This window comes from uncultured Alistipes sp. (genome assembly GCF_963931675.1).
GTDB lineage: Bacteria > Bacteroidota > Bacteroidia > Bacteroidales > Rikenellaceae > Alistipes.
In genome coordinates this window covers 2504788-2528758 of record NZ_OZ007039.1, presented here as the reverse complement: position 1 = coordinate 2528758, position 23971 = coordinate 2504788, and the positions used below count along the sequence as shown (strand labels likewise).

19 protein-coding genes are annotated in these 23971 nt (G+C 60.1%); 10 read left to right on the top strand and 9 right to left on the bottom strand.

The features are described from left to right. Window positions 1–4 precede the first annotated feature (4 nt). Genes ABGT65_RS10610 through ABGT65_RS10600 form a run of 3 tightly spaced genes read right to left on the bottom strand, consistent with a single transcriptional unit; the run spans window position 5 to window position 5587 of the window. Entirely contained in the window at window positions 5–2962 is a 2958-nt protein-coding gene (locus ABGT65_RS10610) for a DNA gyrase/topoisomerase IV subunit A (RefSeq protein ID WP_346702025.1), read from the bottom strand. A 6-nt stretch (window positions 2963–2968) separates the two neighbouring features. Next, window positions 2969–4855 carry a DNA topoisomerase IV subunit B gene (locus ABGT65_RS10605; RefSeq protein ID WP_346702023.1) on the bottom strand — a complete coding sequence of 629 codons (1887 nt, stop codon included), beginning with the start codon at window positions 4853–4855 and terminating at the stop codon, window positions 2969–2971. Between the two features lie 3 nt (window positions 4856–4858). Continuing rightward, window positions 4859–5587, bottom strand: a complete 729-nt coding sequence (locus ABGT65_RS10600) for a lysophospholipid acyltransferase family protein (protein WP_346702021.1) — start codon at window positions 5585–5587, stop codon at window positions 4859–4861. 271 nt (window positions 5588–5858) lie between these two features. Between ABGT65_RS10600 and ABGT65_RS10595 the strand changes: the two genes are divergently transcribed. Beyond that, the gene (locus ABGT65_RS10595; RefSeq protein ID WP_346702019.1) at window positions 5859–8222 is read left to right on the top strand and encodes an outer membrane beta-barrel family protein; all 2364 of its coding nucleotides are present in this window, start codon (window positions 5859–5861) and stop codon (window positions 8220–8222) included. Window positions 8223–8332: 110 nt separating this feature from the next. On the opposite strand, the gene ABGT65_RS10590 is transcribed toward ABGT65_RS10595, so the two are convergent. The 5 genes from ABGT65_RS10590 to ABGT65_RS10570 all read right to left on the bottom strand — a co-directional run bounded on the left by ABGT65_RS10590 (window position 8333) and on the right by ABGT65_RS10570 (window position 13237). Continuing rightward, the gene (locus ABGT65_RS10590) at window positions 8333–9322 is read right to left on the bottom strand and encodes a DMT family transporter (RefSeq protein WP_346702017.1); all 990 of its coding nucleotides are present in this window, start codon (window positions 9320–9322) and stop codon (window positions 8333–8335) included. Between the two features lies 1 nt (window position 9323). Next, window positions 9324–9899 (bottom strand): LemA family protein, encoded by a 576-nt coding sequence (locus ABGT65_RS10585; protein ID WP_346702015.1) that lies wholly within the window; start codon window positions 9897–9899, stop codon window positions 9324–9326. A 78-nt stretch (window positions 9900–9977) separates the two neighbouring features. After that, the gene (locus ABGT65_RS10580) at window positions 9978–10886 is read right to left on the bottom strand and encodes a TPM domain-containing protein (protein ID WP_346702013.1); all 909 of its coding nucleotides are present in this window, start codon (window positions 10884–10886) and stop codon (window positions 9978–9980) included. 168 nt (window positions 10887–11054) lie between these two features. Then, window positions 11055–11837, bottom strand: coding sequence for a hypothetical protein (locus tag ABGT65_RS10575; RefSeq protein WP_346702011.1), 783 nt, complete (start codon window positions 11835–11837; stop codon window positions 11055–11057). 116 nt (window positions 11838–11953) lie between these two features. Continuing rightward, window positions 11954–13237 (bottom strand): alpha-amylase family glycosyl hydrolase, encoded by a 1284-nt coding sequence (locus tag ABGT65_RS10570; protein ID WP_346702009.1) that lies wholly within the window; start codon window positions 13235–13237, stop codon window positions 11954–11956. A gap of 337 nt (window positions 13238–13574) precedes the next feature. Between ABGT65_RS10570 and ABGT65_RS10565 the strand changes: the two genes are divergently transcribed. Genes ABGT65_RS10565 through ABGT65_RS10555 form a run of 3 tightly spaced genes read left to right on the top strand, consistent with a single transcriptional unit; the run spans window position 13575 to window position 17219 of the window. Beyond that, window positions 13575–14369, top strand: a complete 795-nt coding sequence (locus ABGT65_RS10565) for a polysaccharide biosynthesis/export family protein (protein WP_346702008.1) — start codon at window positions 13575–13577, stop codon at window positions 14367–14369. Window positions 14370–14378: 9 nt separating this feature from the next. Further along, window positions 14379–16823 carry a polysaccharide biosynthesis tyrosine autokinase gene (locus tag ABGT65_RS10560; protein WP_346702006.1) on the top strand — a complete coding sequence of 815 codons (2445 nt, stop codon included), beginning with the start codon at window positions 14379–14381 and terminating at the stop codon, window positions 16821–16823. A gap of 6 nt (window positions 16824–16829) precedes the next feature. Continuing rightward, window positions 16830–17219 carry a hypothetical protein gene (locus ABGT65_RS10555; protein ID WP_346702004.1) on the top strand — a complete coding sequence of 130 codons (390 nt, stop codon included), beginning with the start codon at window positions 16830–16832 and terminating at the stop codon, window positions 17217–17219. 296 nt (window positions 17220–17515) lie between these two features. Here the strand turns inward: ABGT65_RS10555 and ABGT65_RS10550 are convergent, their stop codons facing one another. Continuing rightward, on the bottom strand, window positions 17516–18430 hold the full coding sequence (locus ABGT65_RS10550; RefSeq protein WP_346702002.1) for a sugar phosphate nucleotidyltransferase: 915 nt from the start codon (window positions 18428–18430) through the stop codon (window positions 17516–17518). Window positions 18431–18680: 250 nt separating this feature from the next. Here ABGT65_RS10550 and ABGT65_RS10545 point away from each other — a divergent pair, with 250 nt between their 5' ends. Genes ABGT65_RS10545 through ABGT65_RS10520 form a run of 6 tightly spaced genes read left to right on the top strand, consistent with a single transcriptional unit; the run spans window position 18681 to window position 23968 of the window. Next, the gene (locus ABGT65_RS10545; RefSeq protein WP_346702000.1) at window positions 18681–19550 is read left to right on the top strand and encodes a M23 family metallopeptidase; all 870 of its coding nucleotides are present in this window, start codon (window positions 18681–18683) and stop codon (window positions 19548–19550) included. A gap of 8 nt (window positions 19551–19558) precedes the next feature. After that, window positions 19559–20737: a 1-deoxy-D-xylulose-5-phosphate reductoisomerase gene (locus tag ABGT65_RS10540; RefSeq protein ID WP_346701998.1), complete on the top strand. Its 1179-nt coding sequence runs from the start codon at window positions 19559–19561 to the stop codon at window positions 20735–20737. A gap of 51 nt (window positions 20738–20788) precedes the next feature. Then, a complete protein-coding gene (rseP, locus tag ABGT65_RS10535) occupies window positions 20789–22117 on the top strand; it encodes an RIP metalloprotease RseP (protein ID WP_346701996.1) in 1329 nt (442 codons plus the stop codon). A gap of 9 nt (window positions 22118–22126) precedes the next feature. Next, the gene (locus ABGT65_RS10530; RefSeq protein WP_346701994.1) at window positions 22127–22696 is read left to right on the top strand and encodes a sugar O-acetyltransferase; all 570 of its coding nucleotides are present in this window, start codon (window positions 22127–22129) and stop codon (window positions 22694–22696) included. Next, on the top strand, window positions 22683–23318 hold the full coding sequence (locus tag ABGT65_RS10525) for a lactate utilization protein (RefSeq protein WP_346701992.1): 636 nt from the start codon (window positions 22683–22685) through the stop codon (window positions 23316–23318). The genes ABGT65_RS10530 and ABGT65_RS10525 overlap by 14 nt, the downstream gene beginning before the upstream one ends. After that, complete coding sequence (locus ABGT65_RS10520; protein ID WP_346701990.1) at window positions 23315–23968, top strand: hypothetical protein; 654 nt, start codon at window positions 23315–23317, stop codon at window positions 23966–23968. Before ABGT65_RS10525 ends, ABGT65_RS10520 begins: the two co-directional genes overlap by 4 nt. The last annotated feature ends 3 nt before the right edge of the window (window positions 23969–23971 follow it).

Here is a 23971-nt window from a genome sequence, read left to right as displayed (position 1 = left end):
CGCGTCAGAAAAGATTCAGTTGTTCGGGGTCGATCGCCTGCTCGGTATCGCCCTTCGGACGTTCGATCTCGAAGGCCACGCCGCCCGCTTCCGAGCCCGTGCGGGGCAGCCCCGCATCCGAGACGATTTCGCCCGACGGCTCCTTCGACGGCTCTTTTACGGATGTATTCTCCACGTTGTCAGACGTTTGCGCACCGTCATCCGATGTTTCCGACAATATGCCGCCGTCAAGCGTCTCGTCCTCAGACGGTTCCGGCTCCGGCGGAAATTCCGGCTCGATCATCCGCAGCCTGTCCACCTCGTAGGTGGTCAAGCGCTTGCCCTTCGCACGGTGGCTCTTCACCCCGACAAACTCGTCGACGTCGACCAGATCCGCCGGACGCGAGGCGTGAGCCCCCTTGTAGGTGATCTCCAGCTTCGCGCCGGACCGCTCCGTCACGCAGACGAACCGGTCCTCCGGATCGAGAAAATCCTGCATCTTGTCCGACAACTCCGCCGTGAAACGCTTCATGTAGTAGTACTGCTGCCCCTGGTCGTAGTAGCAGAGGCTGTAGACCCGGTCGGGCGAGTAGCGCCCCACGTAGGTCGTATCGTCGGGGAAATGCTGCCCGAGGTCGTAACCCGTAATGTAATACTGGTTCTTGGCCGTCCAGACGATCAGCTTGTCGTCGCCCTTGAACTCGCCCAGCAGACGGCCCCGACCGTCGGCATTCAACCGACGCACATCCTCGTCGAACCAGATGTCCTGGCCGCCCAGCGTCGAGGTCCCCCGCTCCTTCAGCACGATCTTGTGGATGCCGTAACGCGAGAAGAGGTTGCCCTGACTCTGGCGTCCCTTGATGGCCAGCGTCGAGAAATCCAGGTCCACGATCACCTTCTTCAGACGCGGACGCGGCTTGAAGTAAACCTTCAGGACCTCGGCCTCACCGTTCGGATTCACAGACATATACAGGATCTCGCTTTTCGGCGTACCCTTCGTGATGTCGTACTCCTTGTCGCGCGTGATCCCCTTGATCGCACACCGCTTCATCATGATCGGGCCGTTCTTCCCGTCGCGGTACAGCACGTTGTAGATCGTCCGCTCGTCGTTGCGCTTGAAGACCCCGATGTAGTAGATGCCCTTGTCAAAGAAGGCCTTGTCACTCACCTTCGTGATGACGTAACGCCCGTCCTTCGTGAAGACGATCACGTCGTCGATGTCCGAACAGTCGCACACGAACTCCGCATCCTTCATCGACTTCCCGATGCCGAAGAACCCTTCGGCCCGGTCGACGTAGAGTTTCGCGTTCGTCACCGCCACCTTCGTCGCCTCGATCGAGTCGAACTCCCGCAGCTCCGTGCGCCGCTCGCGCCCCTTGCCGTACTTGTCGCGGATCCGCTCGTACCATGCCACCGTATACTCCGTCAGGTGTTCGAGATTGTATTGCGTCGTCCTGATATCCTCCTCGATCTGCTTGATCTCGTTGTCGGCCTTCTCCGAATCGTAGCGCGAAATGCGGATGAACTTCAGTTCCGTGAGGCGCTGCACGTCTTCAAGCGTTACTTCACGTCGCAGCCGTTTCTTGAAGGGTTCCAGCCCCTTGTCCACGGCGGCATAGGCCTCCTCGCGGGTCTTGCAACCCTCGATCAGCTGGTAGAGTTTGTTCTCGATGAAGATCTTTTCGAGCGACGCCGCGTGCCACGCCTCGTTCAACTCCCCGAGGCGGATTTTCAGCTCCTGCCCGAGCAGCGACCGCGTATGCTCGGCCGAGCGGCGCAGGATCTCCGAAACGCCCAGGAAGTGCGGCTTCTCGTCCCAGATCACGCAGGCGTTCGGCGCAATCGACACCTCGCAGTCCGTGAAGGCGTAGAGCGCGTCGATCGTCTTGTCCGACGACTCGTCCGGAGCCACCTGGATGATGATCTCCACCTTGTCCGCCGTATTGTCGTCCACCTTCCGGATCTTGATCTTCCCCTTGTCGTTGGCCTTGATGATCGAATCCTTGATCGATTCGGTCGTCGTCGTATAGGGGATCTCCGTAATGGCCAATGTCCGCTTGTCGATCTTCGAAATCTTCGCACGCACCTTCACCGTACCGCCCCGCAGGCCGTCGTTATAGCGGCTCACGTCCGCCATGCCCCCCGTCGGGAAGTCCGGGTAGAGCCGGAACTCGCGCCCCTGCAGGTGTGCGATCGCCGCATTGATCAGCTCGTTGAAGTTGTGCGGCAGGATCTTCGACGCCAGCCCCACGGCGATACCGTCCGAGCCCTGCGCCAGCAGCAGCGGAAACTTGATCGGAAGCGTCACCGGCTCCTCCTTGCGGCCGTCGTACGACAGCATCCACTCCGTAGTCTTCTTGTTGAAGACCACATCCAGCGCGAATTTCGACAGCCGCGCCTCGATATAACGGCCCGCCGCAGCCTCGTCGCCCGTGAGGATATTACCCCAGTTACCCTGGCAGTCGATCAAGAGGTCCTTCTGCCCCAGCTGCACCAGCGCATCCTTGATCGAGGCGTCGCCGTGCGGGTGGTACTGCATGGTCTGACCCACGAGGTTCGCCACCTTGTTGTAGCGGCCGTCGTCCACCACCTTCATCGCGTGCAGGATCCGTCGCTGGACCGGTTTCAGCCCATCCTCGACGTGCGGAACGGCGCGTTCCAGGATCACGTACGAAGCGTAGTCCAGGAACCAGTTCTTGTACATGCCCGTCAGTTTGCGCACGTCGCCCTCGTCCTGCGTCAGGCGGTCGAATTTTCCAGACTTCGCCGGAGGTGTTCCCGCGGCGGTATCTCCGGGAGCTTCCGCCCCATCGGCCGCATCCGCCGCCCCGTCTGCCTCTTCGTCCGCCGCCGCATCGTCCACTCCGTCCGTCGCCTCGTCCGCCGCCCCGTCTGCCGCCCCGTCTGCCGCATCCGGGGTCGGGGCGCCCCCGTCGAGCGCCTCCTCCGGAATCAGATCGTCTCTATCCTTGTTCTTTGCCATAGTCGCTTAGCTGATTTTCAGGTCCTGCTCCACGAGGTCCTCCTCGATACGCAGGTTGTCGATGATGAAACCCTGCCGCTCGTAGGTGTTCTTGCCCATATAGAACTCCAGCAGGTCGTGGATCGGGTCGTCCTTCGTGATGCGCACCTTGTCGAGCCGCATGTTTTCGCCGATGAACTCCCGGAACTCGTCCGGCGAAATCTCGCCCAGACCCTTGAACCGCGTGATCTCCGCATTCGCCCCCAGTTTCGCAATCGCACGCTGCCGCTCCTCCTCCGAGTAGCAGTAGAGCGTCTCCTTCTTGTTGCGCACGCGGAACAGCGGCGTCTGCAGCACGAACAGGTGCCCCTGACGGATCACATCCGGGAAGAACTGCAGGAAGAAGGTCATCATCAGCAGCCGGATGTGCATCCCGTCGACATCGGCATCCGTCGCAATGACCACCTTGTTATAGCGCAGGTTGTCCATGTCCTCCTCGATGTTCAGCGCCGCCTGCAGCAGGTTGAACTCCTCGTTCTCGTAGACCACCTTCTTCGTCAGCCCGTAGCAGTTCAGCGGCTTGCCCCGCAGCGAGAAGACCGCCTGCGTACGCACATCGCGGCTTTTGGTGATCGATCCCGACGCCGAGTTACCCTCCGTGATGAAGATCATCGACTGCTCGGCCAGCTCGTTCCGGTCCGTGCGGTGGATCTTGCAGTCGCGCAGCTTGCGGTTGTTCAGCGACACCTTCTTGGCCGTCTCGCGGGCCTTCTTCTGGATGCCCGAGATCGCCTTCCGCTCCTTCTCGTTCTCCACGATCTTCTTCTGCAGGATCTGCGCCGTCTCGGCGTGTTTGTGCAGGTAGTCGTCGAGGTGTTTGCCCAGGAAGTCCACCACGAAGTTGCGGATCGTCGGGCCCGACTTCGACATCTCCTTCGAGCCGAGTTTCGTCTTCGTCTGCGACTCGAAGATCGGGCTCGACACCTTGATCGAAATCGCCCCGATAAGCGACGTGCGGATGTCCGACGGGTCGTAATCCTTGTGGTAGAACTCCCGGATCGTCTTGGCGATCGCCTCGCGGAAGGCCGCCTGGTGCGTGCCGCCCTGCGTCGTGTACTGTCCGTTGACGAACGAGTAGCAGCTCTCGCCGTAACCCGTGCCGTGGGCGATCACCACCTCGATGTCCTCGCCCGAAAGGTGGATCGGCGGGTAGAGCGGCTCCTCGGACATGTTCTCGTTCAGCAGGTCCAGCAGTCCGTTTTTCGAGGCGTAGCTCTTCCCGTTGAAGCGGATCGTCAGACCCCGGTTCAGGTAGGTGTAGTTGCGCACCAGCTGCTCCACGTACTCCAGGTTGTAGGTATAGGGGCCAAAGACCGTCTCGTCGACCCGGAAGCGGATCTCCGTGCCGTCCTTCTCCTGCAGGCCGCTCTCCCAGCGGTCGCTTTGCTCGATGCCCTGCTCGAAATAGACCGTATGCGCCTCGCCATTGCGCACCGAACGGGCCGAAAAGGTGCTCGACAGGTAGTTCACCGCCTTCACACCCACACCGTTCAGACCCACCGTCTTCTTGAAGGCCGCACCCTCCTCGTCATCGTCGTACTTGCCGCCCGTGTTCATCACGCTCACCGCCGCTGACAGCGAATTGAGCGGAATGCCGCGCCCGTAGTCGCGCACCGTCACCTCGTTGTCCTCCACCGTGATGTCGATCTGGTGGCCGTAACCGTTCATGTACTCGTCGATCGAGTTGTCGGTCACCTCCTTGATCAGCACATAGATACCGTCGTCCGACTGCGAACCGTCGCCCAGTTTGCCGATATACATGCCCGGACGAAGCCGCACGTGCTCCCGAGGCGTGAGCGTGCGGATCGCATCGTCGCCGTAATTGTTCGTGTTCGTATTGAGTAAATCTGCCATAGTCTATCGTTGCTTCCGGATGTCGGCCAGCGCCGCGCACATCGCATCGTGCACCTCCGTCATCAGTTCGTGGGGATCCTCCGCTGCAACCCGCTCGGCCGGAACCGGAGGCAGAACCCGGATCGTGATCCGGTTGCCCCAATTGAAGAGCAGGTTCTTCCGGATCAGCGTCCGCGTGCCGTCCAGCACCACCGGGAGAATATCGACCCCCGCCTCGCGCGCCAGCGTGAAGGCCCCCGCCTTGAAACGGTGGATCTCACCATCCTTCGAGCGCGTCCCCTCCGGGAAGATCGCTATCGACGCACCACGCCCGATCCACATCTTGCCCTTGCGCACCATCTGCTCCAGCGCCTCGGCGGCACGTCCCCGGTCGATGCAGATGTCGCCGTGCAGAACCAGGTACTGACCGAAGAAGGGCACCCGGAAGACCTCGCGTTTCGAAACCCACCGGAAGTTGAGCGGAATGTAGTAGAGCGTCGGAATGTCGATCACCGTATTGTGGTTGATGACGATCACGTACCGCTTCCGGCGGTCGATCAGCTCCCGGCCCTCGACCCGCTGCCGCCACCGCAACGGAATGAAAAAGAAGATCCGGACCAGAATCCGCGAGAGTTCGTGCACCGTACGCCGACCCCGGTCGAACGGATAGCACACGACCAGCGCCACGGCCGACAAAATCATGAATACGGTGCACAGCAACACCAGGAAAACATAATACAATGCGCTCAACATAAGTCCTTCATTTCCAGCCGACAAGCGCGCAGAAACCACGCCGGACGGCTTTACCAATCTGCAAATTTAATCATTATTTCCCGGGTTTCCTACCTCTTCCCGCAGCGATTTTTCAACAAATTTTTCACGCCGCCCCCCCTTTTATACATAGGTCGGAAACTTTTTAAAAAAATTTGATACTATGTATTGCAAAGTACAAAAGTTTTTACATATCTTTGCGACGTAAAATAAACATCCTCCCATGCCGAATCAAAGCACATCCTTTGCAAAAATGTGGGTCCTTACGGCCGTACTCCTCCTCGCAGGCCTCGCCGACGCCTCCGCTGCAAGACTCTGCCCCGCGGTCGGGCGCGTCGTCGACGAACAGGGAAAGGCCGTCGAATACGCTACCGTCGTCCTCCTCAAGGGTGACCAGCAGGTCGTCGGGATGGCAACCGATGCCGACGGCCGCTTCGAATTGAAGGTCGCCCCCGGAGAGTACACCCTCCAGATCCAGTACCTCGGGCTCGAACCCGTCAAACGCCCCGTCTGCGTCGAACAGAACAACGACCTCGGCGAAATCGTCATGCACAACGCCGAAAACCGGATCGAGGGCGTCGTCGTCTCCGCACAGCTCGTGCGACGCGAGGCCGACCGATTCGTCGTCGACGTCGCAAACGCCCCTTCCGCCATCGGAAAGGACGGCATCGAACTCCTCGAACACGCCCCCGGCGTCTGGATCGACGGCGAGAAGATCTCCATCAACGGAAAAAGCGGATCGAAAGTCTACGTCAACGACCGCGAACTCCGCATGGACAACGAACAGCTCCTCACCTACCTGCGCTCGCTGCGCGCCGAGGAGATTCAGAAAATCGAGGTCGTGCCCACAACCGGCGCCGACTACGACGCCGACTCCTCGGCCGGCATCATCCGCATCACCCTCAAGAAACGACGCGAAAACGGCCTCAACGGATCCGTCGCACTCTCCACCACCCAGAGCAGCTACACCGGAACATACAGCCCCTCGGCCAATATCAACATCCACTCCGGGCGTCTCGACGTCTACGCCTCGGCCTGGGGATACCTCGGCAAAAACACGATGCTCTCCGATGAAAACACCGCCTACGACACCGCCGACAAGGAGCTGACGGCCCGGTCCGAGGCCATCAGCAACAACCGCAACTACGGGATCAATGCCGGAAGCGTCTTCGAAATCAACCCGAAAAACAGCATCGGAGCCGAGTTCGAATACTGGCGCAACCGATCCTGGGGCCCCACCGACACCTCCACCGACCTGGGCGACGAACTCCTGTCCACCAACACCCGAAGCCGGTTCGACAACCACGACTACGGAAACAACTATGCCGTGACGTTCAACTACATCCACAAGTTAGACACCCTCGGGTCGACCTTCAAGATCCTGGCCGACTACACCCGCCGCAATTCCGACTCCGGAAACGACAACACTAGCCGCATCACCTCTCCCGGGAGCGCCGACATCGACTCCGTCTACCGCGATGCCGCCACGAGCATCTACGACGTCGCCACGGCAACCCTCGCCCTCGAAAAGAACTTCTCGCCCCGCTGGTCGCTCAAGGCCGGGGCCAAGTACACCTTCAACGACATGCACAACGACGCCCTCTACGAATATCGGAAGAGCGGCGACTGGCTCCGAAACAACGACCAGAGCTACACGGTCAACTACACCGAGAACATCGCTGCGGCGTATGCCATCGCCTCCGCGCAGCTCGGCCGCTGGAGCCTCGTGGCCGGCCTGCGCGGCGAGTACACCCACACCCACGGCAAAAGCGGGGATGTCCGCCAGAACTACTTCTCGCTCTTCCCCAACGCCAACATCTCCTACGCCATCTCGCAGGAGAAGGGTTATTCGATGATCCTCCAGTACGCCCGCACGATCGAGCGCCCGCGTTTCTGGTGCCTCAACCCCCAGCGGTCGCAGATCTCCGACTACACCTATCAGACCGGAAACCCCTCGCTCGACCCCGCCTTCCAGAACGACCTGAGCCTCACCGTCGTCCTCGCTCACAAGTACACCCTCACGGGCGGCGTGCAGATCGTCGACGGCGAGATTCAGCAGACCATGCTCGCCGATCCCGACGACCCCGACATGCTCTGCATCAACTGGGTCAACTTCGACGCAACGACCAGCTACTACGCCTCGGCAAACCTCCCCTTCCAACCGACGAAGTGGTGGCAGATGAATGTCAACGCAACCTACATGCGCCGCGGGCAGCGCATCGAACAGCACGGTGCCCAGCAATACTTCAACTGGGGATTCGTCAACGTCTCGAACACCTTCAACCTCCCGGCCAAGTTCTTCATCGACTGCTCCTACTCCTACCAGAGCCGCATCGATCTGGGGAACATCTGGATCCTGCCCAACCACTTCCTCCAGGCCGGGATCAAGAAGCGTTTCGACGACCGGTTCGTCCTCTCCTTCTCCGTCCGCAACATCCTCGACCGCGGGCAGCAGGTCGGAGCCTCAGGCGACGGTTTCGTCCGCACGGTCCACATCCGCCAGACCTGGAGCAACATCCAGTACCGGTTCGGCGTGACCTGGAACTTCAAGAGCGGCAAGGCCTTCCAGAAGCGTTCCGTCGAGGCCGGTTCCGAAGAGGAGAAAAAACGGCTGTAAGCCCTGCCGGAAAGAGATGACGGCCGCCGGGACTGATCCCGGCGGCCGTCTTTTTTTTTGGGGGGGGGCGGTTCCGGGCAAGGCAGGCCGGGACGCTTCCTCCGATCCCCTCAGGACCGGTGCCGCAGGCGCGGAAGCGGCAGTCGGTGCGCCCACCGGACCGCCCAGCGCGGCAATCGCGGGCGGCGCATCCAATGCGCCAGGTGGGTCACCGAGTTGGGAACATGCAGCGACTGCCCCGCAATGATCAGCGTCACGGCCACCAGGATCAGCAGGACTCCCGTGCCGATGCGCAGCGTAAAGGCTTCGCCGAAGACCGCAACCCCGAAAAAGAGCGCCGTAACGGGTTCCAGCGCCCCGAGGATGGCTGTCGGCGTCGACCCGATGCGGCGAATCGCTCCGGCCATCGTCACCAGCGAGACGATCGTCGGAAACAACGCCAGAGAAACCGCATTCACCCACAGGGCCGCCGTCGGAATCGACTGCAACTCCGTACACCCCCGGAGCCGCACCACGTAGACCAGCGATCCGAAAACCAGGCAGTAGAAGGTCAGCTTCTCGGTCGGAAGATTTTTCAACGACGAGCGGTTGATCCCCACGATATAGACCGCATACGACAACGAGGAGAGAAAAACCAGCAGAACGCCCGTCAGGCTGAGCGTCGTGCCGTCGCCGCCCTTGTAGAGCAGCGAGATCCCCGTACACGCCAGCACGATCGAGAGCACCGTCGCCACCGTGACCCGTTCGTGAAAGCCCACGGCCATGATCACCGCCACCATCACCGGATAGACGAACAGCAGCGTCGAGGCAATCCCCGCATCCATGTAGTTGTAGCTCTCGAAGAGCGTCAGCGACGACACCGAAAAGAGAAGACCCATTCCCGCCAGCGGCAGCAGGTCACGACGCGAAAGCGCAAACGACTGACGCCGCGCAAGCATCAGCGCTCCCAGCATCACCACCGCCAGCACGTAACGGTAGAAAAGTACGGAATCCGCCCCCAGACCCGCCCCGTAAAGCGGCAGGGCAAAGAGCGGATTCAATCCGTAACTGACTGCGGCCACACTCCCGAGAACGTAGCCGCGCGTTTGTTCGGAAAGCATCTCAGAACGTCACCTGAGGAGCGCTCTCCGTACCTTCGGCAGCCTCGAAATAGGGCTTGCGCTCGAAACCGAACACCCCGGCAACCAGATTCGTCGGGAAGCGGCGCACCGTCCGGTTATACGCTTCGGCGGCTCCGTTGAAGTCCTGACGCGCCACCGAAATCCGGTTCTCCGTACCTTCGAGCTGCGCCTGCAACTCCAGGAAATTCCGGTTCGCCTTCAGGTCCGGGTAGTTCTCCGCCACGGCGATCAGACGGCCCAGGGCCGAACGGACCCCCGCCTGCGCCTGCTGGTATTCGGCCAGCCGCTCCGGGGTCAGGTCATCGGCCGAAAGGTTGATCGACGTCGCCCGCGTCCGCGCCTCGGTTACCTCCTGAAGCGTCTGCGACTCATGGGCCGCATACCCCTTGACCGTATTCACCAGGTTCGGAATCAGGTCCGCACGCCGCTGGTACTGCGCCTCCACGTTCGACCACGCGCTCCGGACCCGCTCCTCCTTGCCGACCAGCCCGTTATAGCTCGCATACAAGAAAATCGCAACTACGGCAACTACGCCGATCCAAATCCATTTTTTCATCGTTCTGTTCCTTATTTTTCTTTGTTAAACGTCTCTTTTTCTCCGGCCCCTCCGGCTCTCTCCCCGGCCTCTCCGGGATCACCACCGCGAGCCCGCTCCGCCTCCGCCGAACGAACCGCCGCCAAAACCGCCACCGATCGAGCCGCCCCCGCCGAAACCGCCGAGACCCCCGCCGCCGATGATCATCCCGCCGCCCGAACCGCCGAAATGGTCGTTCCGAGGGCTGCGGGAGCGTCGACGATAACGCTTACCGCAGTGTGGGCAGAGGTATTCACGCTCCTCGATCCGATACTCCGGCGTAACGCTTACGACCGCCTGCGAGACCGGCTTCATCCGCCGCTTTCCGCAATTGGGGCAGCGCGGACGTGCATAAAGCGCGATCAGCCGCAGACCCACGGGCAGCGCCACGAAGATCACCCCGAAAATGAGGAGGATCTCCCACCACGCCAGGAAAGGACGCTGCTCCGCGGACAGATCCGGTTCGCCCCCTTCGAGCACCGTGGCCGCGGCTTCGAGGCCCGCAACCATTCCCGCGCTGTAGTCCCCCTCGCGGAAGAAGGGCAGCATCCGCTGCATCTGGATCCGTTTGCACAGCGCGTCGGGAAGGATGCCTTCGAGGCCCCCGCCCGTAACGAAACGGATCTCGTGCAGATCCTTCACCAGCAGCACGCCCAGGCCGTTGCTGCTCCGCGCCGAGCCCACGCCCCACGACCGGAAGAGTTCGATGGCGAACGAAAACGGATCGCCGCCCGCAATATCGTCCACGGCAACCACCGCCACCTGCGCCAGCCCCCGCCCGCGCAGCGAACCGCAGATCGAATCGATCCGCCGGACCGCCTCCGCGGAGAGGATGCCGTCGGGATTCGACACATAGCGCCGTGCGTCCCGCAACTGTACGTTGGGAATCTCCCCGACCCGATAGGTGCGCGCCGTCGCCGTGCCGAGCACCGCAACCAGCAGCAGGCTGAATAGAAAAATTCGTTTCATATCCGTAACGTCGGGACAAAGATAGGAAAATATCCGCTCGCTGCAACCCCGACCGCAAATCGAATGCCCGGCCGCCGGGAAAACGACCGATCCAGCCCCCTCCCCCGCCGCAAAAAAACGGCCCGCAGAGTCTGCAGGCCGTTCGATCGTTTCGCACCCGGCGCTTCGTCAGAAGCGGAAGCCCACGTAGAAGCGCACCGAGCTGGTCTTGAGCTTGCGCTCCGGAGCCGAGAGGTTATCCATCACATCGCCCATCGAGGGATCCCCCTCATCGCCGAAGGATTCATCATCAAAGGCCGACTCGTCGAACGTCAGGCCGTCGTACGTCGCCGAGCCCCAGCGCCACTCGACTCCCAGCGAAATCACCTTCCAGGCAACCATGCAGCCCGCATTCAGCATCGTGACGTAATGATGATGGAACGTGTCGTCCATATACAGCATCGAATAGGAGGGCGTAACCCGGAAATAACCGCCCACCTTCAGGTGATGAACCGGGTTGATCGTCACCGACGGACCTACCTGCATACCGATCTCCGCCTGATGCACGTCGGTCTCGCCAACCTCGCCGTCGTAGCTCTCCAGCGTGGATTTCGCATAGTTGATATCCAGCCACGTGAAGTCCAGACCGAACTTGATCATCCCCAGCAGCGGCTTCTTGTGCAGATAGTAGGTCTTTCCGTTGCTCAACGAAACGCCGAAATCACTCTTCAGCTCCCCGCCGAAGGTCTTGTCCGTCATCGTCTGGTTCACGTAACCGATGTTGAAATACTTCGCACGGTCCTTCCAGATCGCCTGGTTCAGATCCTCCGTTTCGAGCGTCTGGACATTCGACGTCAACTCGGTCACGACACGCTGCAACGAATCCAGCCGACGGGCCGTATCGTCCTGTTCCTGGGCCCGGACACCGGCGGCGGCCAGCAACAGACCCATCAAAAAGCAAAGTTTCTTCATACGCATATAGAATTAGTTGGGGTTTCTCGCAACGCGGACGGCTCGCAATGATCTGAATGCAATCCCTTTCCGCGGCAAAAGTAGAAAAAATTTCCCGCAATTGTATCCCCTTTTCCCTATTTTATCAGCAAACGGTAACTCCACGGAGCCATTATCTCCTCAACCCGGCCCCGGAATTCGCAGGGACAGCCCGTAAAGGCATCCCGGTACATCCCCGCATAGATCCCCGTATAGTAATCGCACTGGATCGTGTACGGCGAGAGGTTCATCACGGCAATCACCCGGTCGCCGCCATCCTCGCGGACCAGAATCATCAGGCAATCCTCCGCATTGTTCCGGATCTCGGTCAGCACGCCGCCACGGCCCCCGCTCGCCAGTGCCGCATGGCTGTGCCGGAGCTCCGCCAAACGACGGTAAAAATGCGTGTATTCGTTCTCATGGTAGCGGTCCGACGGTATCGGGTCCCGGTCGAAAAACGAAAACGAATGGTCGTAACCCACCTCCTGACCCGTATAGATCAGCGGAAGACCCCGTGGCACCACAAACGTGAAGAGCGTCATGATTTCACGAGCCGCACCCATGCGCGAAAACTCCGTGCCGTTCCACGAATTCTCGTCGTGGTTCGACGTGAAGGCCAGCCGCAGGGCCCACTCCGGATAACGGTCCAGATCCGCATAGAGGTAGTCACGAAGGGCCGTGACCCGCGTCCGCTGCTGCGCCACGTCGTTCAGCAGATGGTGCATCTCCCATGCATAGCACGCATCGAAAGCCCCTTCGTCGAAAAGATTCCGCTCCTCGGCCTCCGCAAGCAGAAACAGGTCCGGTTTCAAGGCCCGCAGGCGCCGGGCCGTCTCGTTCCAGAACGCAACGGGAACCAGCATCGCCATGTCGCACCGGAAACCGTCGACCCCGTGCTCCCGAACCCAATACGCCATGGCATCGGCCTCTCCCTCCCAAACCTCAGGATTCGCATAGTTGAGCTTCGCCGTATCGGTCCAGTCCCACGGTACGGCCGCAACCCCCGACGGATCCCGCTCGTACCACGAGGCCGGTTTCTCCGTCAACCACCGCGCATCCCGCGACGTATGGTTCGCAACCCAGTCCAGCAGCACCTTCAGTCCCAGACGGTGCGCTTCCGACACGAAAGCGTCGAAATCCGCCAGCGTCCCCATCTCCGGATTCACCGCGCAGTAGTCCCGGATCGAATAGTACGACCCCAAGGTCCCCTTGCGCGACTCCCGGCCAATCGGATAGACCGGCATCAGCCAAACCGCATCAATGCCCAACTCCTTCAAAAAGGGCAGTTTCGAAGCCGCTGCCCGCAACGTGCCCTCCGGCGTCAACTGACGCACGTTCATCTCATAAATCACGGCCCGATAGCTCCAGTCTGGATGTTTCATGGAATAGCCAATTTTCAAGGCGATCTTACATCTCCCTGTCAATCAAATAGTCTACAAGTCTCTCTCGCTGCAAAAACGGCCGCGGAAAGCCGCCATCGACTCAGGAACAGCCCCCCGAAAAAACACTCCGGTTCCGCATCCTGCAAAGATACGACCGTTCCGACAATCCGCCCCACCGTCTTTTTCGCATTTTCAGGCACCAAAGATACGATTTTTTTCCGACATGCGCTGCTCCCGGGGAACCTTTGCATACATACTTGTAAAATAGACCCGAAAATTATGACGGAAATCCCGGAATTTTCATTACCTTTGTCCTCCATTAATAATGTTTTTCCTCATGAATCAACTCTGCCGTCTCGCCGGGATCGCAATCCTGGGCTTTTTGCTCGTTTCGTGCGCCGCGCAGAAGCGCGTGTGGTACTTGCAGGACGTTCAACCCGCCACTCCGGAACAAATCGCCCAAAACGGGCAGATCAGGATCAAACCCCTCGACCGCCTGACCATCGTCGTCAACAGCAAGGACCCCGAACTCGCCGTCCCGTTCAACTCCTCGACCTCCCTGAACTCCCTCTCCGGAATGCCGACAGCTAATTCAACGGCCCAGTCCCTCCAGGTCCGGACCGTCGATGAAAACGGATTCGTGGAGATGCCCATCATCGGAGCCGTCCAGTGCAAGGGACTCACCCGAAGCGAACTCGCCAAGATCATCGCCGACAAGATCGTCGAGGGTGGATACATCAACGACCCCACCGTCAATGTCCAGTTCTCCGACATGAAGATCTCGGTCATCGGAGAGGTCGCACGCCCCGGATCCTTCGATATCGACCGGGACCGCATCACCATCTTCGACGCCCTGGCCATGGCCGGAGACATGACCGTATACGGTGTCCGCAGCGAGGTCATCGTGACCCGCGAAACCGATGGAAAAAGAACCATCGAGGTGCTCGACCTTACCTCGAAGGAGCTCTTCAACTCCCCGGCGTTCTACCTCCAGCAGAACGATGTCGTTTACGTCAAGCCCAACAAGTACAAGGCTCAATCGGGTGAAATCAGCCAGAACCGGAGTTTCTACCTCTCGCTGGTCAGCACCGCCGTCTCCGTTGCCACGCTTATCGTAACCCTCACCAAATAAACCCGAATCATGACAGAGCAGCAGTCCAACATACAGACCCCGATCAGCAACGACGAACTCTCCGGGACGATCAACCTCCACGACATCATCCGAATGGTCGTCGTGAACTGGTACTGGTTCGTACTCTCGGTGCTCGTCTGCGTCGGCGCCGCCTATTACTACCTGGCCAAAACCCCGAAAATCTACAGCCGTACGGCCACCATTCTCGTCAAGGATACCCGAAAGGGCGGAGACATCGATCTCTCGGCCTTCAGCGACCTGGCCGGATTCCAGACCCAGCGCAGCGTCGACAACGAGGTGTTCGTCCTCCAGTCACGCAGACTCATGACCGAAGTCGTCCGCAGACTCGACCTCACCGTCAACTACTCCATCGAAGAACGACTCCGCGACAAGGACCTCTACGGACAGGCCCCCATCGACGTCACCTTCATCAATGACAACGACAACCAGGATCTCTCGCTCTCCGTCACTCCGGTCGGCGACGAGCAGATTCAACTCACCGAATTCCACGACGGATTCGTTACCAAACAGGAGAGCCGAAGCGTTATCACCGCTCAATACGGAGACACCATTCCAACGCCCGTCGGACAGATCGTCGTCCACAAGACTCTCTACATGAACAACGCATACAACGGTGTGCCCATTCAGGTCAGCAAAAATTCCCTCAAGGCAACGACCGACGCATACCGGAATGCCGTCAAATGCGACGTCGCAAACAAACAGGCCTCCGTCGTCACCATCTCGATGAACAACTCCGTCCCGCAACGGGCCGAAGATGTCCTCAATACCCTGATCGACGCCTACGAAAAGGATGCCATCAATGACAAACGCCGCGTATCCGTCACCACGGCGGAATTCATCAAGGCCCGCCTCGAAGTAATCGGACGCGAACTCGGTGACGTGGACAAGGACATCGAGGACCTCAAAAAGGACAACCAGATGGTCGATATCTCCTCGGAAGCCGCCAGAAGCGTCACGGAAAGCTCCCAGTACAAGGCCGAAGGTCTCTCACTCGACAACCAGATCAACGTCGCGGAGTTCATCCGGAGCTACCTCAACGACCCCTCCAAGGCCGGAGAACTCATCCCAGCCATGGCTTCCGTCACCAATACGGCCGTCGCCGCGCAGATCGAAGAGTACAACGCATCGATCCTCCAGCGCGAAAAACTCCTCGAAAACAGCTCCGAAAACAGCCCCGTCATCCGGGACCTCGACAACCTCCTGGCGGCCGTCAGACGATCCATCATCGCCTCGCTCGACTCTCACATCTCGACCCTGGAGATCCAGCGCGATGCCATGCGCCGGGAAGAGGAGAACGCAAACCGCAGAATATCCACCATGCCGTCCCAGGAGAAGGTCATCCTTGGAATCACCCGACAGCAGAAAATCAAGGAGGAACTCTTCCTCTACCTGCTCAACAAACAGGAGGAGACCCAGCTCAACTACGCCATCGCCGAGAGCAACTCCCGGACCATCGACCTCGCATACGGAAGCTCCATTCCCGTATCGCCCCGTCCGATGATGATTATGGCCGTGGCGCTGATCGTCGGTCTCGCAATCCCCTTCGGACTCCTGTTCCTGATCGGGATGCTCGACACGACCATCCGCGGAAGAAAGGATGTCGAGGACAACCTCAGCGCCCCGTTCCTCGGCGACATCCCCTATGTCGAGGGCGAGACGGAGGGAGTTGCAGTCCGCGAAACAGGACGCGACGCCCTCTCCGAGGCATTCCGAATCCTCAGGTCAAACATGTCGTTCATGGGCGTATCCGCAGGTAACAAACTGAAAACCGTCCTGTTCACATCCTCGAACCCCCACGCCGGGAAGACCTTCGTCGCCATGAATCTCGCCATGACGTTCGCCATGGCCGGAAAGCGCGTCGTCCTGATCGACCTCGATCTCCGCAGACACGCCTTCTCGACACTCCTCGGACACGGGAAAAGCAGAAACGGAATTACCGGATACCTCGCCGGAACCGTCACCGACATCAATTCGCTCATCTCGAAAACGCAATACCACGAGAATTTCGACGTGATCTATGCCGGAGTGCAACCCCCCAATCCGACCGAAATGCTCCTCTCCGAAAAACTCGACAAACTTATCGCAGAGCTGCATACCAAATACGACTACATCTTCCTCGACAGCACCCCCGCCATGTCGGTCGCCGATGCCGTCATTACAGACCGACTCTCCGACCTCTCCATCTACATCGTGCGAGAAGGCGTCCTCGATCGCAGGCAACTCCCCGATATCGAACGGCTCTACCGTGAAAAGAAACTGCACAACATGTGCATCGTACTCAACGGCTCCCGGACCCGCCGCCACGGGTACGGATACGGATATGGTTATGGATACGGGTACGGGTATGGATACGGCGACGATTATCACGACGAAAGCTACCGGAGACGGATCAAGAACTTCTTCCTGTCGCTGACCCGCAAGGTTAAACGTTAATCGAATATGGCAATCCACGATGCTGTCATCGCCGTCGACTTCGACGGAACCGTAGTTACCCATGCCTATCCCGAAATCGGAGAGGATGCGGGGGCCGTGCCCGTGCTCAAGGAGCTCACGGGAAACGGCTGCAGGTTGATTCTCTACTCCATGCGGCACGGAAAACTGCTGGATCAGGCCGTAGACTGGTTCCGGACCAGGGGGATCCCACTCTATGCCGTCAACGAAAACCCCGGACAGAAGCGTTGGACTTCCTCCCCGAAAGTACACGCCGACCTCTATATCGATGACAGCAATCTGGGCTGTCCCCTGCGGTTCATCGATGGAGAAAAGCGCCCCGTAGCCGACTGGGAGCGGATTCGAGAGCAACTCGTCCGGGAAGGATTCCTCGACTGACGCGAGGAGAAGGGGGGGGCTGGGAGTTCTCCGAGAACAGCGAAAAGGACCGATTCAACCCTGTAACAACGACAAAAAGCGAGACTTTTTCGAAGTCCCGCTTTTTTCGTATCCCGGAAGCCAGTTCCCGGCATCACGGCCGGCAATCAACCCGTTGACATCGTCCATCCGCCCCCCCCCCGATCTACAAAAAATCCCCGGTTGTCCCCGAGGTCGCCCCCGGTCACAAAAATCCCCGGAGCAGAGACGCAACTCCACTCCGGGGAAAATGCAATGCGGGACTTACGCCCGGCAGACTACTTCTTCCACAGATCGCGCGGATATTTCCCGTCTGCGATCATCTGCTCGATCGCGGCCATCAATGCCGGTTTGTCCTCTTTGTAGGTCACACCGTGCCACTGCGCGCCCGAACGGAGAACACGCATCGTTGCAGTCCCGTCGCCGATCAGTTTGTTCACCATCGTCGGAATATAGAACTCCGACTTCAGATTCCCGCAGTTCGCCTCGTACCACGTCCTGAAATAATCCTTCGAATAGGCGAAATAGTCCGGCGTAAATCCGAACAGGTTCATCGATACCGGCGTATCCTCCGCCAGCTCCTCATCAGCCCCGCCGTCGTGGAAGACGATCTTCCCGTCCGGCATCCGCTCGATCTGCGTCCGCTCCACCATCGAGGCAAGGTCGCCCTCGGCATTCACACCGCACACGCCGCGCGATACCGTGCCGTTCTCCGAAAGCGTCTTGTTCAGATCGTAGGCCACCATGCAGTAGCGGTTCTTCGAACCCTCAAGCTGCGTCAGATAGGACGCTATCGTCTTGTAAGCCTCGGCTCCGTAGAAATCGTCGGCATTGATCACCGCAAACGGTTCATGAATCGCCTCTGCAGCCATCATCACCGCGTGGTTCGTCCCCCACGGCTTCACCCGGCCCTCCGGAACCGAAAGACCATCGGGAAGATACTCCAACTCCTGGAACACAATCTCAACATCGATCTTCCCCCCGAAACGCTCCGGCGTGAAAATCTCCCGGAATTCCTGCTCGAAATAGTGACGGATCACGAACACGACCTTCCCGAAACCGGCCTGAATGGCATCATAGATCGAATAGTCGATGATGGCTTCGTTGTTCGGTCCGACGCCGTCCATCTGCTTGAGCGACCCGTAACGGGATCCCATGCCCGCTGCGAGTACCAATAATGTGGGTTTTACCATAGCTTTGTTATTGTTTTTTGAGACTTTGGGTTCTCTTTATCTTGACAAAGATAAACATTTCGGGGAGAAACGCCAAGCTTTTTCCGATTTTCAATGCCCCGAAACAATCGGCTCCCTCCGCGCCGAATCCGCAAATAAATTTGGCAGTCCCGGCCGCTTATGTTATATTTGCAAGGTTAAATACCCGCCCGGGACCGCCGATGCTTCCGAAAGACGAATTCCCCGGAAGGCGGGCTAACCCCCTCCGAATATGGACCTGATGAAAAAAATACGGAACTGGTGGCATGGATTCTTCCGCAAACGAAGATTCAACATGCTCAAAGCCACCGACCTCTCCGAAGAGTGGCACATACACATCTCCCCCGCGAGCATCCTCGCCGGACTGGTTGCATTCCTGCTCACCCTTTTCATCATCATCCTCTCGCTCGTCGCATACACCCCCGTACTGGAGCTCCTCCCCGGATACCGCACCGAAGCCGACCGCTCGCGCGAAAGCCTCATCCAGAATATCATCCGACTCGACTCCATGGAGCGCGTCATGAACGACATGATGACCTACAACGAGAATATCGCACTCATCATGGAGGGCCGCACGCCCGTTGCCCGGGTCCTCGCTCCGGCCGATTCGTCGCGCATCTCCAAGGTCCTCGTCGTACCCTCGCGCGAAGACTCCCTGCTCCGGGCGCAGATGGAGGGTAGCGGTGAGTATGCGCTGGCGGAGCAGAATGCCGGGTCGCGCAAAAAACTCCGCGAGTCCATCGAACTGACTGCCCCCATCGAAGGGATCATCACCGCACATTTCGACCTCACACAGGGCTCCTACGGCGTGAAAATCGCAGCCGCAGCTGCCGACCGCGTGGCCGCAATCGACAACGGAACCGTCGTCCAGAGCCTCTGGACACCCGAAAACGGATACGCCATCGTCATCCAGCACGCCGCAAACCTCATCTCCATCTACCGAAACCTCTCCCAGTCCCTCGTCGCAACGGGGCAGACCGTCCGGCCCGGCGAACAGATCGGATACAATGCCGAAGCCGAAAACGGAGAGGTCAAACTCTTCGAATTCGAACTCTGGAACAACGGCAAACCCGTCGATCCCGAACGATACATCGTCTTCTGACCCGGACCATGAAACAACGACTCGCCATCCTCGGATCCACAGGCTCCATCGGCGCGCAGACGCTCGACATCGTTCGCGAAAACCCCGAACGCTTCGAGGTCCGCATCCTCACCGCTCACCGCAACTGGGAACAACTCGCACGCCAGGCCCGGGAGTTCGATGCCGACACGGTCGTCATCGCCGACAAACAACACTACCAATCCCTCTGCGAGGCGCTCGAAGGCACCGATACGAAGGTATATGCCGGAGAGGAGGCCGTAGCGCAGGTCGCCGCGGGCGGAGATTCCGACGTCGTGGTCAACGCCCTGGTCGGATACGCAGGTCTGGCTCCCACCGTCGCGGCTATCGGGGCCCGCAAGAAACTTGCGCTGGCCAACAAGGAGTCGCTGGTCGTCGGAGGTGCCTGCGTCATGCCCCTGGCCCGCGAACGAAGGGCGCCGGTGATTCCGATCGACTCGGAACACTCGGCCATCTTCCAGTGCCTGCTCGGAGAGCGCGCCCCGGTGCGGCGGCTCATCATCACCTGCAGCGGCGGCGCCTTCCGCGACATCCCCCGCGAAGAGCTCGCCCACGTCACCGTCGAACAGGCCCTCCGACACCCCCAATGGCACATGGGCGCGAAGATCACCATCGACTCCTCGACACTCGTCAACAAGGGGTTCGAGGTCATCGAGGCCCACTGGCTCTTCGGGACCCCCGCCGACCGCATCTCCGTCGTGATGCACCCCCAGTCGATCGTCCACTCGATGGTCGAGTTCGAGGACGGGGCCATCAAGGCCCAGTTGGGATCCCCCGACATGCGGATGCCGATCAGTTTCGCGCTGATGTATCCCGACCGTGCCAAACGCCCCGCAGAACGCTTCAGTTTCGTGGAGCACCCCCAGCTCTCGTTCGCCGAGGTCGACGGCGCCAAGTATCCCGCACTCGGAATCGCCTACGAGTGTCTGCGCCGCGGAGGTACCGCCGCCTGCACGATGAACGGCGCCAACGAGGTGGCCGTCGCGGCGTTCCTCGACCGGAAATGCGCCTGGCTGGATATTGTGCGCACGATCGAGCACGCCCTGCAGCACGCCTCGTTCGTCGCCCGGCCCTCGCTCGACGACTACGCCGCAGTCGATGCCGAAGCCCGCAGGCTGGCCGCCGAATTCCTGAAAGTCAGACGCCCGGAGAGCAACCCGGCAAAATAGGCCCGGAAGTCCGCTTCCGGAATCTCACCAAAACGACCAATACCGAAAAAAATGGACATACTCGTCAAAATCATTCAGTTCTTCCTCTGTTTCACGATTCTCGTCGGGATTCACGAATTCGGGCACTTCATCATGGCCCGCGTCTTCCGCATCCGCGTCGAGAAGTTCTACATCTTCTTCGATCTGGGGTTCTCGCTCTTCAAGTTCCGCCGAGGCCATACCGAATACGGCATGGGCTGGCTCCCTCTGGGCGGCTACTGCAAGATCGCCGGAATGATCGACGAATCGATGGACAAAGGCTATCAGAGCCAGGCCGTCCAGCCCTGGGAGTTCCGCGCAAAACCCGCTTGGCAGCGCTTTCTGGTGATGATCGCCGGTGTGATGATGAACGTCATCCTCGCCGTGGCGATCTACATCGGCATCTGCTACACCTGGGGCGACACCTATCTCTCGAATGAAGACGTCAAGTGGGGCTACAACTTCAACGAGGCCGGACACCTCCTCGGATTCCGCGACGGAGACCGCATCGTCACCATCGACGGCGAGCGCATCGACAACTACGTCGACATCCTCAACGCCATGATCATCACCGACACCGACCGCAAGGTCGTCGTCGACCGCGGCGGCGAACAGATCGAGCTCTCGATCCCGCTCGACGACCTGATCGCCATGCGCCAGAACAAGGGATACGAGGGGCTGCTCATACCCCGCCAGCCCTTCGTCATCGACAGCGTCGTCGCCCCGACCGCCGCCGCGCTGATCAAGGGCGACGAGATCGTCGGCATGTCCAGCCGCCGCACCGGCGACAGCTATGAAAACATGGATTTCCGCGACTACCGCGCCTATCTCGAACTCCACGCCGGGGATACCGTGACACTCGCGGTCCTGCGCGGCGGCGAGCGCCTCTCGCTCGACCTCCCCGTCTCGGAAGAGGGAACCCTCGGCGTCATCCGCGCGACCTACCCCCTCCGCACCCAGGAGTACACCTTCTGGCAGGCCATTCCCGCCGGTTTCCACAAGGCCGGGAGTGTCATCGCATCCTACTGGGAGCAGTTGAAGATGATCGTACAGCCCAAAACCAAAATGTACGAGGAGCTCGGCGGATTCCTCTCCATCGGCAGCATCTTCCCCTCGACCTGGGACTGGCAGGATTTCTGGCTCAAGACCGCCTTCCTCTCGATCATCCTCGCCGTGATGAACATCATCCCCATCCCCGGTCTCGACGGCGGGCACGCCATCTTCACCTTCTGGGAGATGGTCACACGCCGAAAGGTCAGCGACAAGGTCCTCGAAGCCGCCCAGTATGTCGGGCTGGTCATCATCCTCATGCTGCTGCTCTACGCCAACGGAAACGACATTTACCGCTTCTTCATCAAATAGCCCCGGGAGATGACCGAACTGGAAAAGATGCTGGCCGGCGAGCTCTACGACTACACGAAACCCGATGTGGCCGAGAGTCTCCGCCGCAAGCGCGTGAACCTCGCCCGCTTCAATGCCGTATCGTTCGACGACCACCAGGCCTACGAAGAAGCTCTTGCGGCCCTGATTCCCCATCACGCCCCGACGGCCCGCATCATGCCGCCGTTCCATTGCGACCACGGGCATCCGATCCAGCTCGGCGAAGGGGTCTTCATCAACGCCAACTGCACGTTCCTCGACGGCGGAGGAATCTCGATCGGCGACCGCACGCTCATCGGCCCCAACTGCCAGCTCTACACCCCGCAGCACCCGACGGACTACCTCGAACGCCGCAAACCCGTCGAACGGGGGTTGGCCATCCGCATCGGCGACGACTGCTGGCTCGGAGGAGGCGTCATCGTCTGCCCGGGCGTGACGATCGGCGACCGCTGCATCATCGCCGCCGGGAGCGTCGTCACGCGCGACATCCCGGACGATTCGCTCGCCGCGGGGAATCCCGCCGTCGTCAAACGTAAACTCGACAACCATGACAAACAGTGAAAAACTCCATACGTGCGCCGAAGCGCTGCGCCGCCACCATTTCGAGGCGGACGTCGTCGCAACCCCGCAGGAGGCCTTCGAGAAGATCCGGGCCGTCGTCGAGGCCGAATCCCCGAAGATCGTCTCGTTCGGGGATTCGATGACGATGCGTGAAACCGGAATCATCGAATGGCTCCGCTCGAACGGCGACTGGACGCTGCTCGACGGTTTCGACGCCTCGATGCCCCGCCCCGAACGGCTCGAAATCCGCCGCCAGGCCCTGATGTCCGACCTCTTCATCACGGGCGTGAACGCCCTCACCACGGCGGGAACGCTCCACTGGCTCGACATGGTCGGAAACCGCATCGCTCCGGTGGCGTTCGGACCCCGGAAGGTCGTCCTCGTCGCCGGGCGCAACAAGATCGTCGATTCGCGCGACGAGGCCGAAGAGCGCATCCGGCGCATCGCCGCTCCGCAGAACATCGCCCGACACCCGGGATTCCGCACCCCCTGCGCCAAAACCGGCGTCTGCATGGACTGCAACGCCCCGGACCGCATCTGCAATACCCGCATGGAGATGTTGCGCTGCCACCCCGCAGGCCGCATACTCGTTCTTTTGATCGATCAGGATTTGGGATTATGAGAAAATACATCGCATATCTGCTCTTGTCGGCCGCCCTGCTCGTTACGGGCGGTTGCGGCGACGACTCGGAGGTCTTCTACTCGATCACCTATCCCGTCGTGCGCATCGATGCCGAAGTGACGCTTTCGGAGCCCGAAGAGCCCTCAACCGGCGAAGGCTCCGGGACAGAGGGCACGGAAGGCTCAGGCGGAACAGACGGAACAGACGGAACGGACGGGACAGACGGGACAGACGGAACAGACGGAACAGACGGCACGGAAGGCTCAGGCGGAACAGAGGGCACGGAAGAGCCGGTCGATCCGCTGGTGGCTCAGATTCAGGCCGAAGCGGCAGCTGAGGGGCTCGTACAGGCCGGAGGCTGCTATACGCTCGATTTCGCCCGCTACAACCGCGGGTACCTCACCATCGAGACCGCCACGCAGTCCGGAACCCTCACCGGGGTCTTCTTCAAGGAGCCCGGAGCCTCGGAACTCACCTTCTTCTATCTCGACACGAACACCTCCTGCACCCTCTCCTACTACACCGATACGGACGGTGTACGCAAGGTGCTCCTGCTGTTCGACCGGACCGAAGCGTTTCAGGCCCGTTACCCCGACGCCGGTCTGACGAAGGTCATCCGACGCGAATACACCTCGACCTCCACAATCTGATCC

Excerpts from the sequence above, each read along its gene's own strand:
- ABGT65_RS10610 (WP_346702025.1), bottom strand. The coding sequence starts at position 2,962 with ATGGCAAAGAACAAGGATAGAGACGATCTGATTCCGGAGGAGGCGCTC.
- ABGT65_RS10605 (WP_346702023.1), bottom strand. The coding sequence starts at position 4,855 with ATGGCAGATTTACTCAATACGAACACGAACAATTACGGCGACGATGCG.
- ABGT65_RS10600 (WP_346702021.1), bottom strand. The coding sequence starts at position 5,587 with ATGTTGAGCGCATTGTATTATGTTTTCCTGGTGTTGCTGTGCACCGTA.
- ABGT65_RS10595 (WP_346702019.1), top strand. The coding sequence starts at position 5,859 with ATGTGGGTCCTTACGGCCGTACTCCTCCTCGCAGGCCTCGCCGACGCC.
- ABGT65_RS10590 (WP_346702017.1), bottom strand. The coding sequence starts at position 9,322 with ATGCTTTCCGAACAAACGCGCGGCTACGTTCTCGGGAGTGTGGCCGCA.
- ABGT65_RS10585 (WP_346702015.1), bottom strand. The coding sequence starts at position 9,899 with ATGAAAAAATGGATTTGGATCGGCGTAGTTGCCGTAGTTGCGATTTTC.
- ABGT65_RS10580 (WP_346702013.1), bottom strand. The coding sequence starts at position 10,886 with ATGAAACGAATTTTTCTATTCAGCCTGCTGCTGGTTGCGGTGCTCGGC.
- ABGT65_RS10575 (WP_346702011.1), bottom strand. The coding sequence starts at position 11,837 with ATGAAGAAACTTTGCTTTTTGATGGGTCTGTTGCTGGCCGCCGCCGGT.
- ABGT65_RS10570 (WP_346702009.1), bottom strand. The coding sequence starts at position 13,237 with ATGAAACATCCAGACTGGAGCTATCGGGCCGTGATTTATGAGATGAAC.
- ABGT65_RS10565 (WP_346702008.1), top strand. The coding sequence starts at position 13,575 with ATGAATCAACTCTGCCGTCTCGCCGGGATCGCAATCCTGGGCTTTTTG.
- ABGT65_RS10560 (WP_346702006.1), top strand. The coding sequence starts at position 14,379 with ATGACAGAGCAGCAGTCCAACATACAGACCCCGATCAGCAACGACGAA.
- ABGT65_RS10555 (WP_346702004.1), top strand. The coding sequence starts at position 16,830 with ATGGCAATCCACGATGCTGTCATCGCCGTCGACTTCGACGGAACCGTA.
- ABGT65_RS10550 (WP_346702002.1), bottom strand. The coding sequence starts at position 18,430 with ATGGTAAAACCCACATTATTGGTACTCGCAGCGGGCATGGGATCCCGT.
- ABGT65_RS10545 (WP_346702000.1), top strand. The coding sequence starts at position 18,681 with ATGGACCTGATGAAAAAAATACGGAACTGGTGGCATGGATTCTTCCGC.
- ABGT65_RS10540 (WP_346701998.1), top strand. The coding sequence starts at position 19,559 with ATGAAACAACGACTCGCCATCCTCGGATCCACAGGCTCCATCGGCGCG.
- rseP (WP_346701996.1), top strand. The coding sequence starts at position 20,789 with ATGGACATACTCGTCAAAATCATTCAGTTCTTCCTCTGTTTCACGATT.
- ABGT65_RS10530 (WP_346701994.1), top strand. The coding sequence starts at position 22,127 with ATGACCGAACTGGAAAAGATGCTGGCCGGCGAGCTCTACGACTACACG.
- ABGT65_RS10525 (WP_346701992.1), top strand. The coding sequence starts at position 22,683 with ATGACAAACAGTGAAAAACTCCATACGTGCGCCGAAGCGCTGCGCCGC.
- ABGT65_RS10520 (WP_346701990.1), top strand. The coding sequence starts at position 23,315 with ATGAGAAAATACATCGCATATCTGCTCTTGTCGGCCGCCCTGCTCGTT.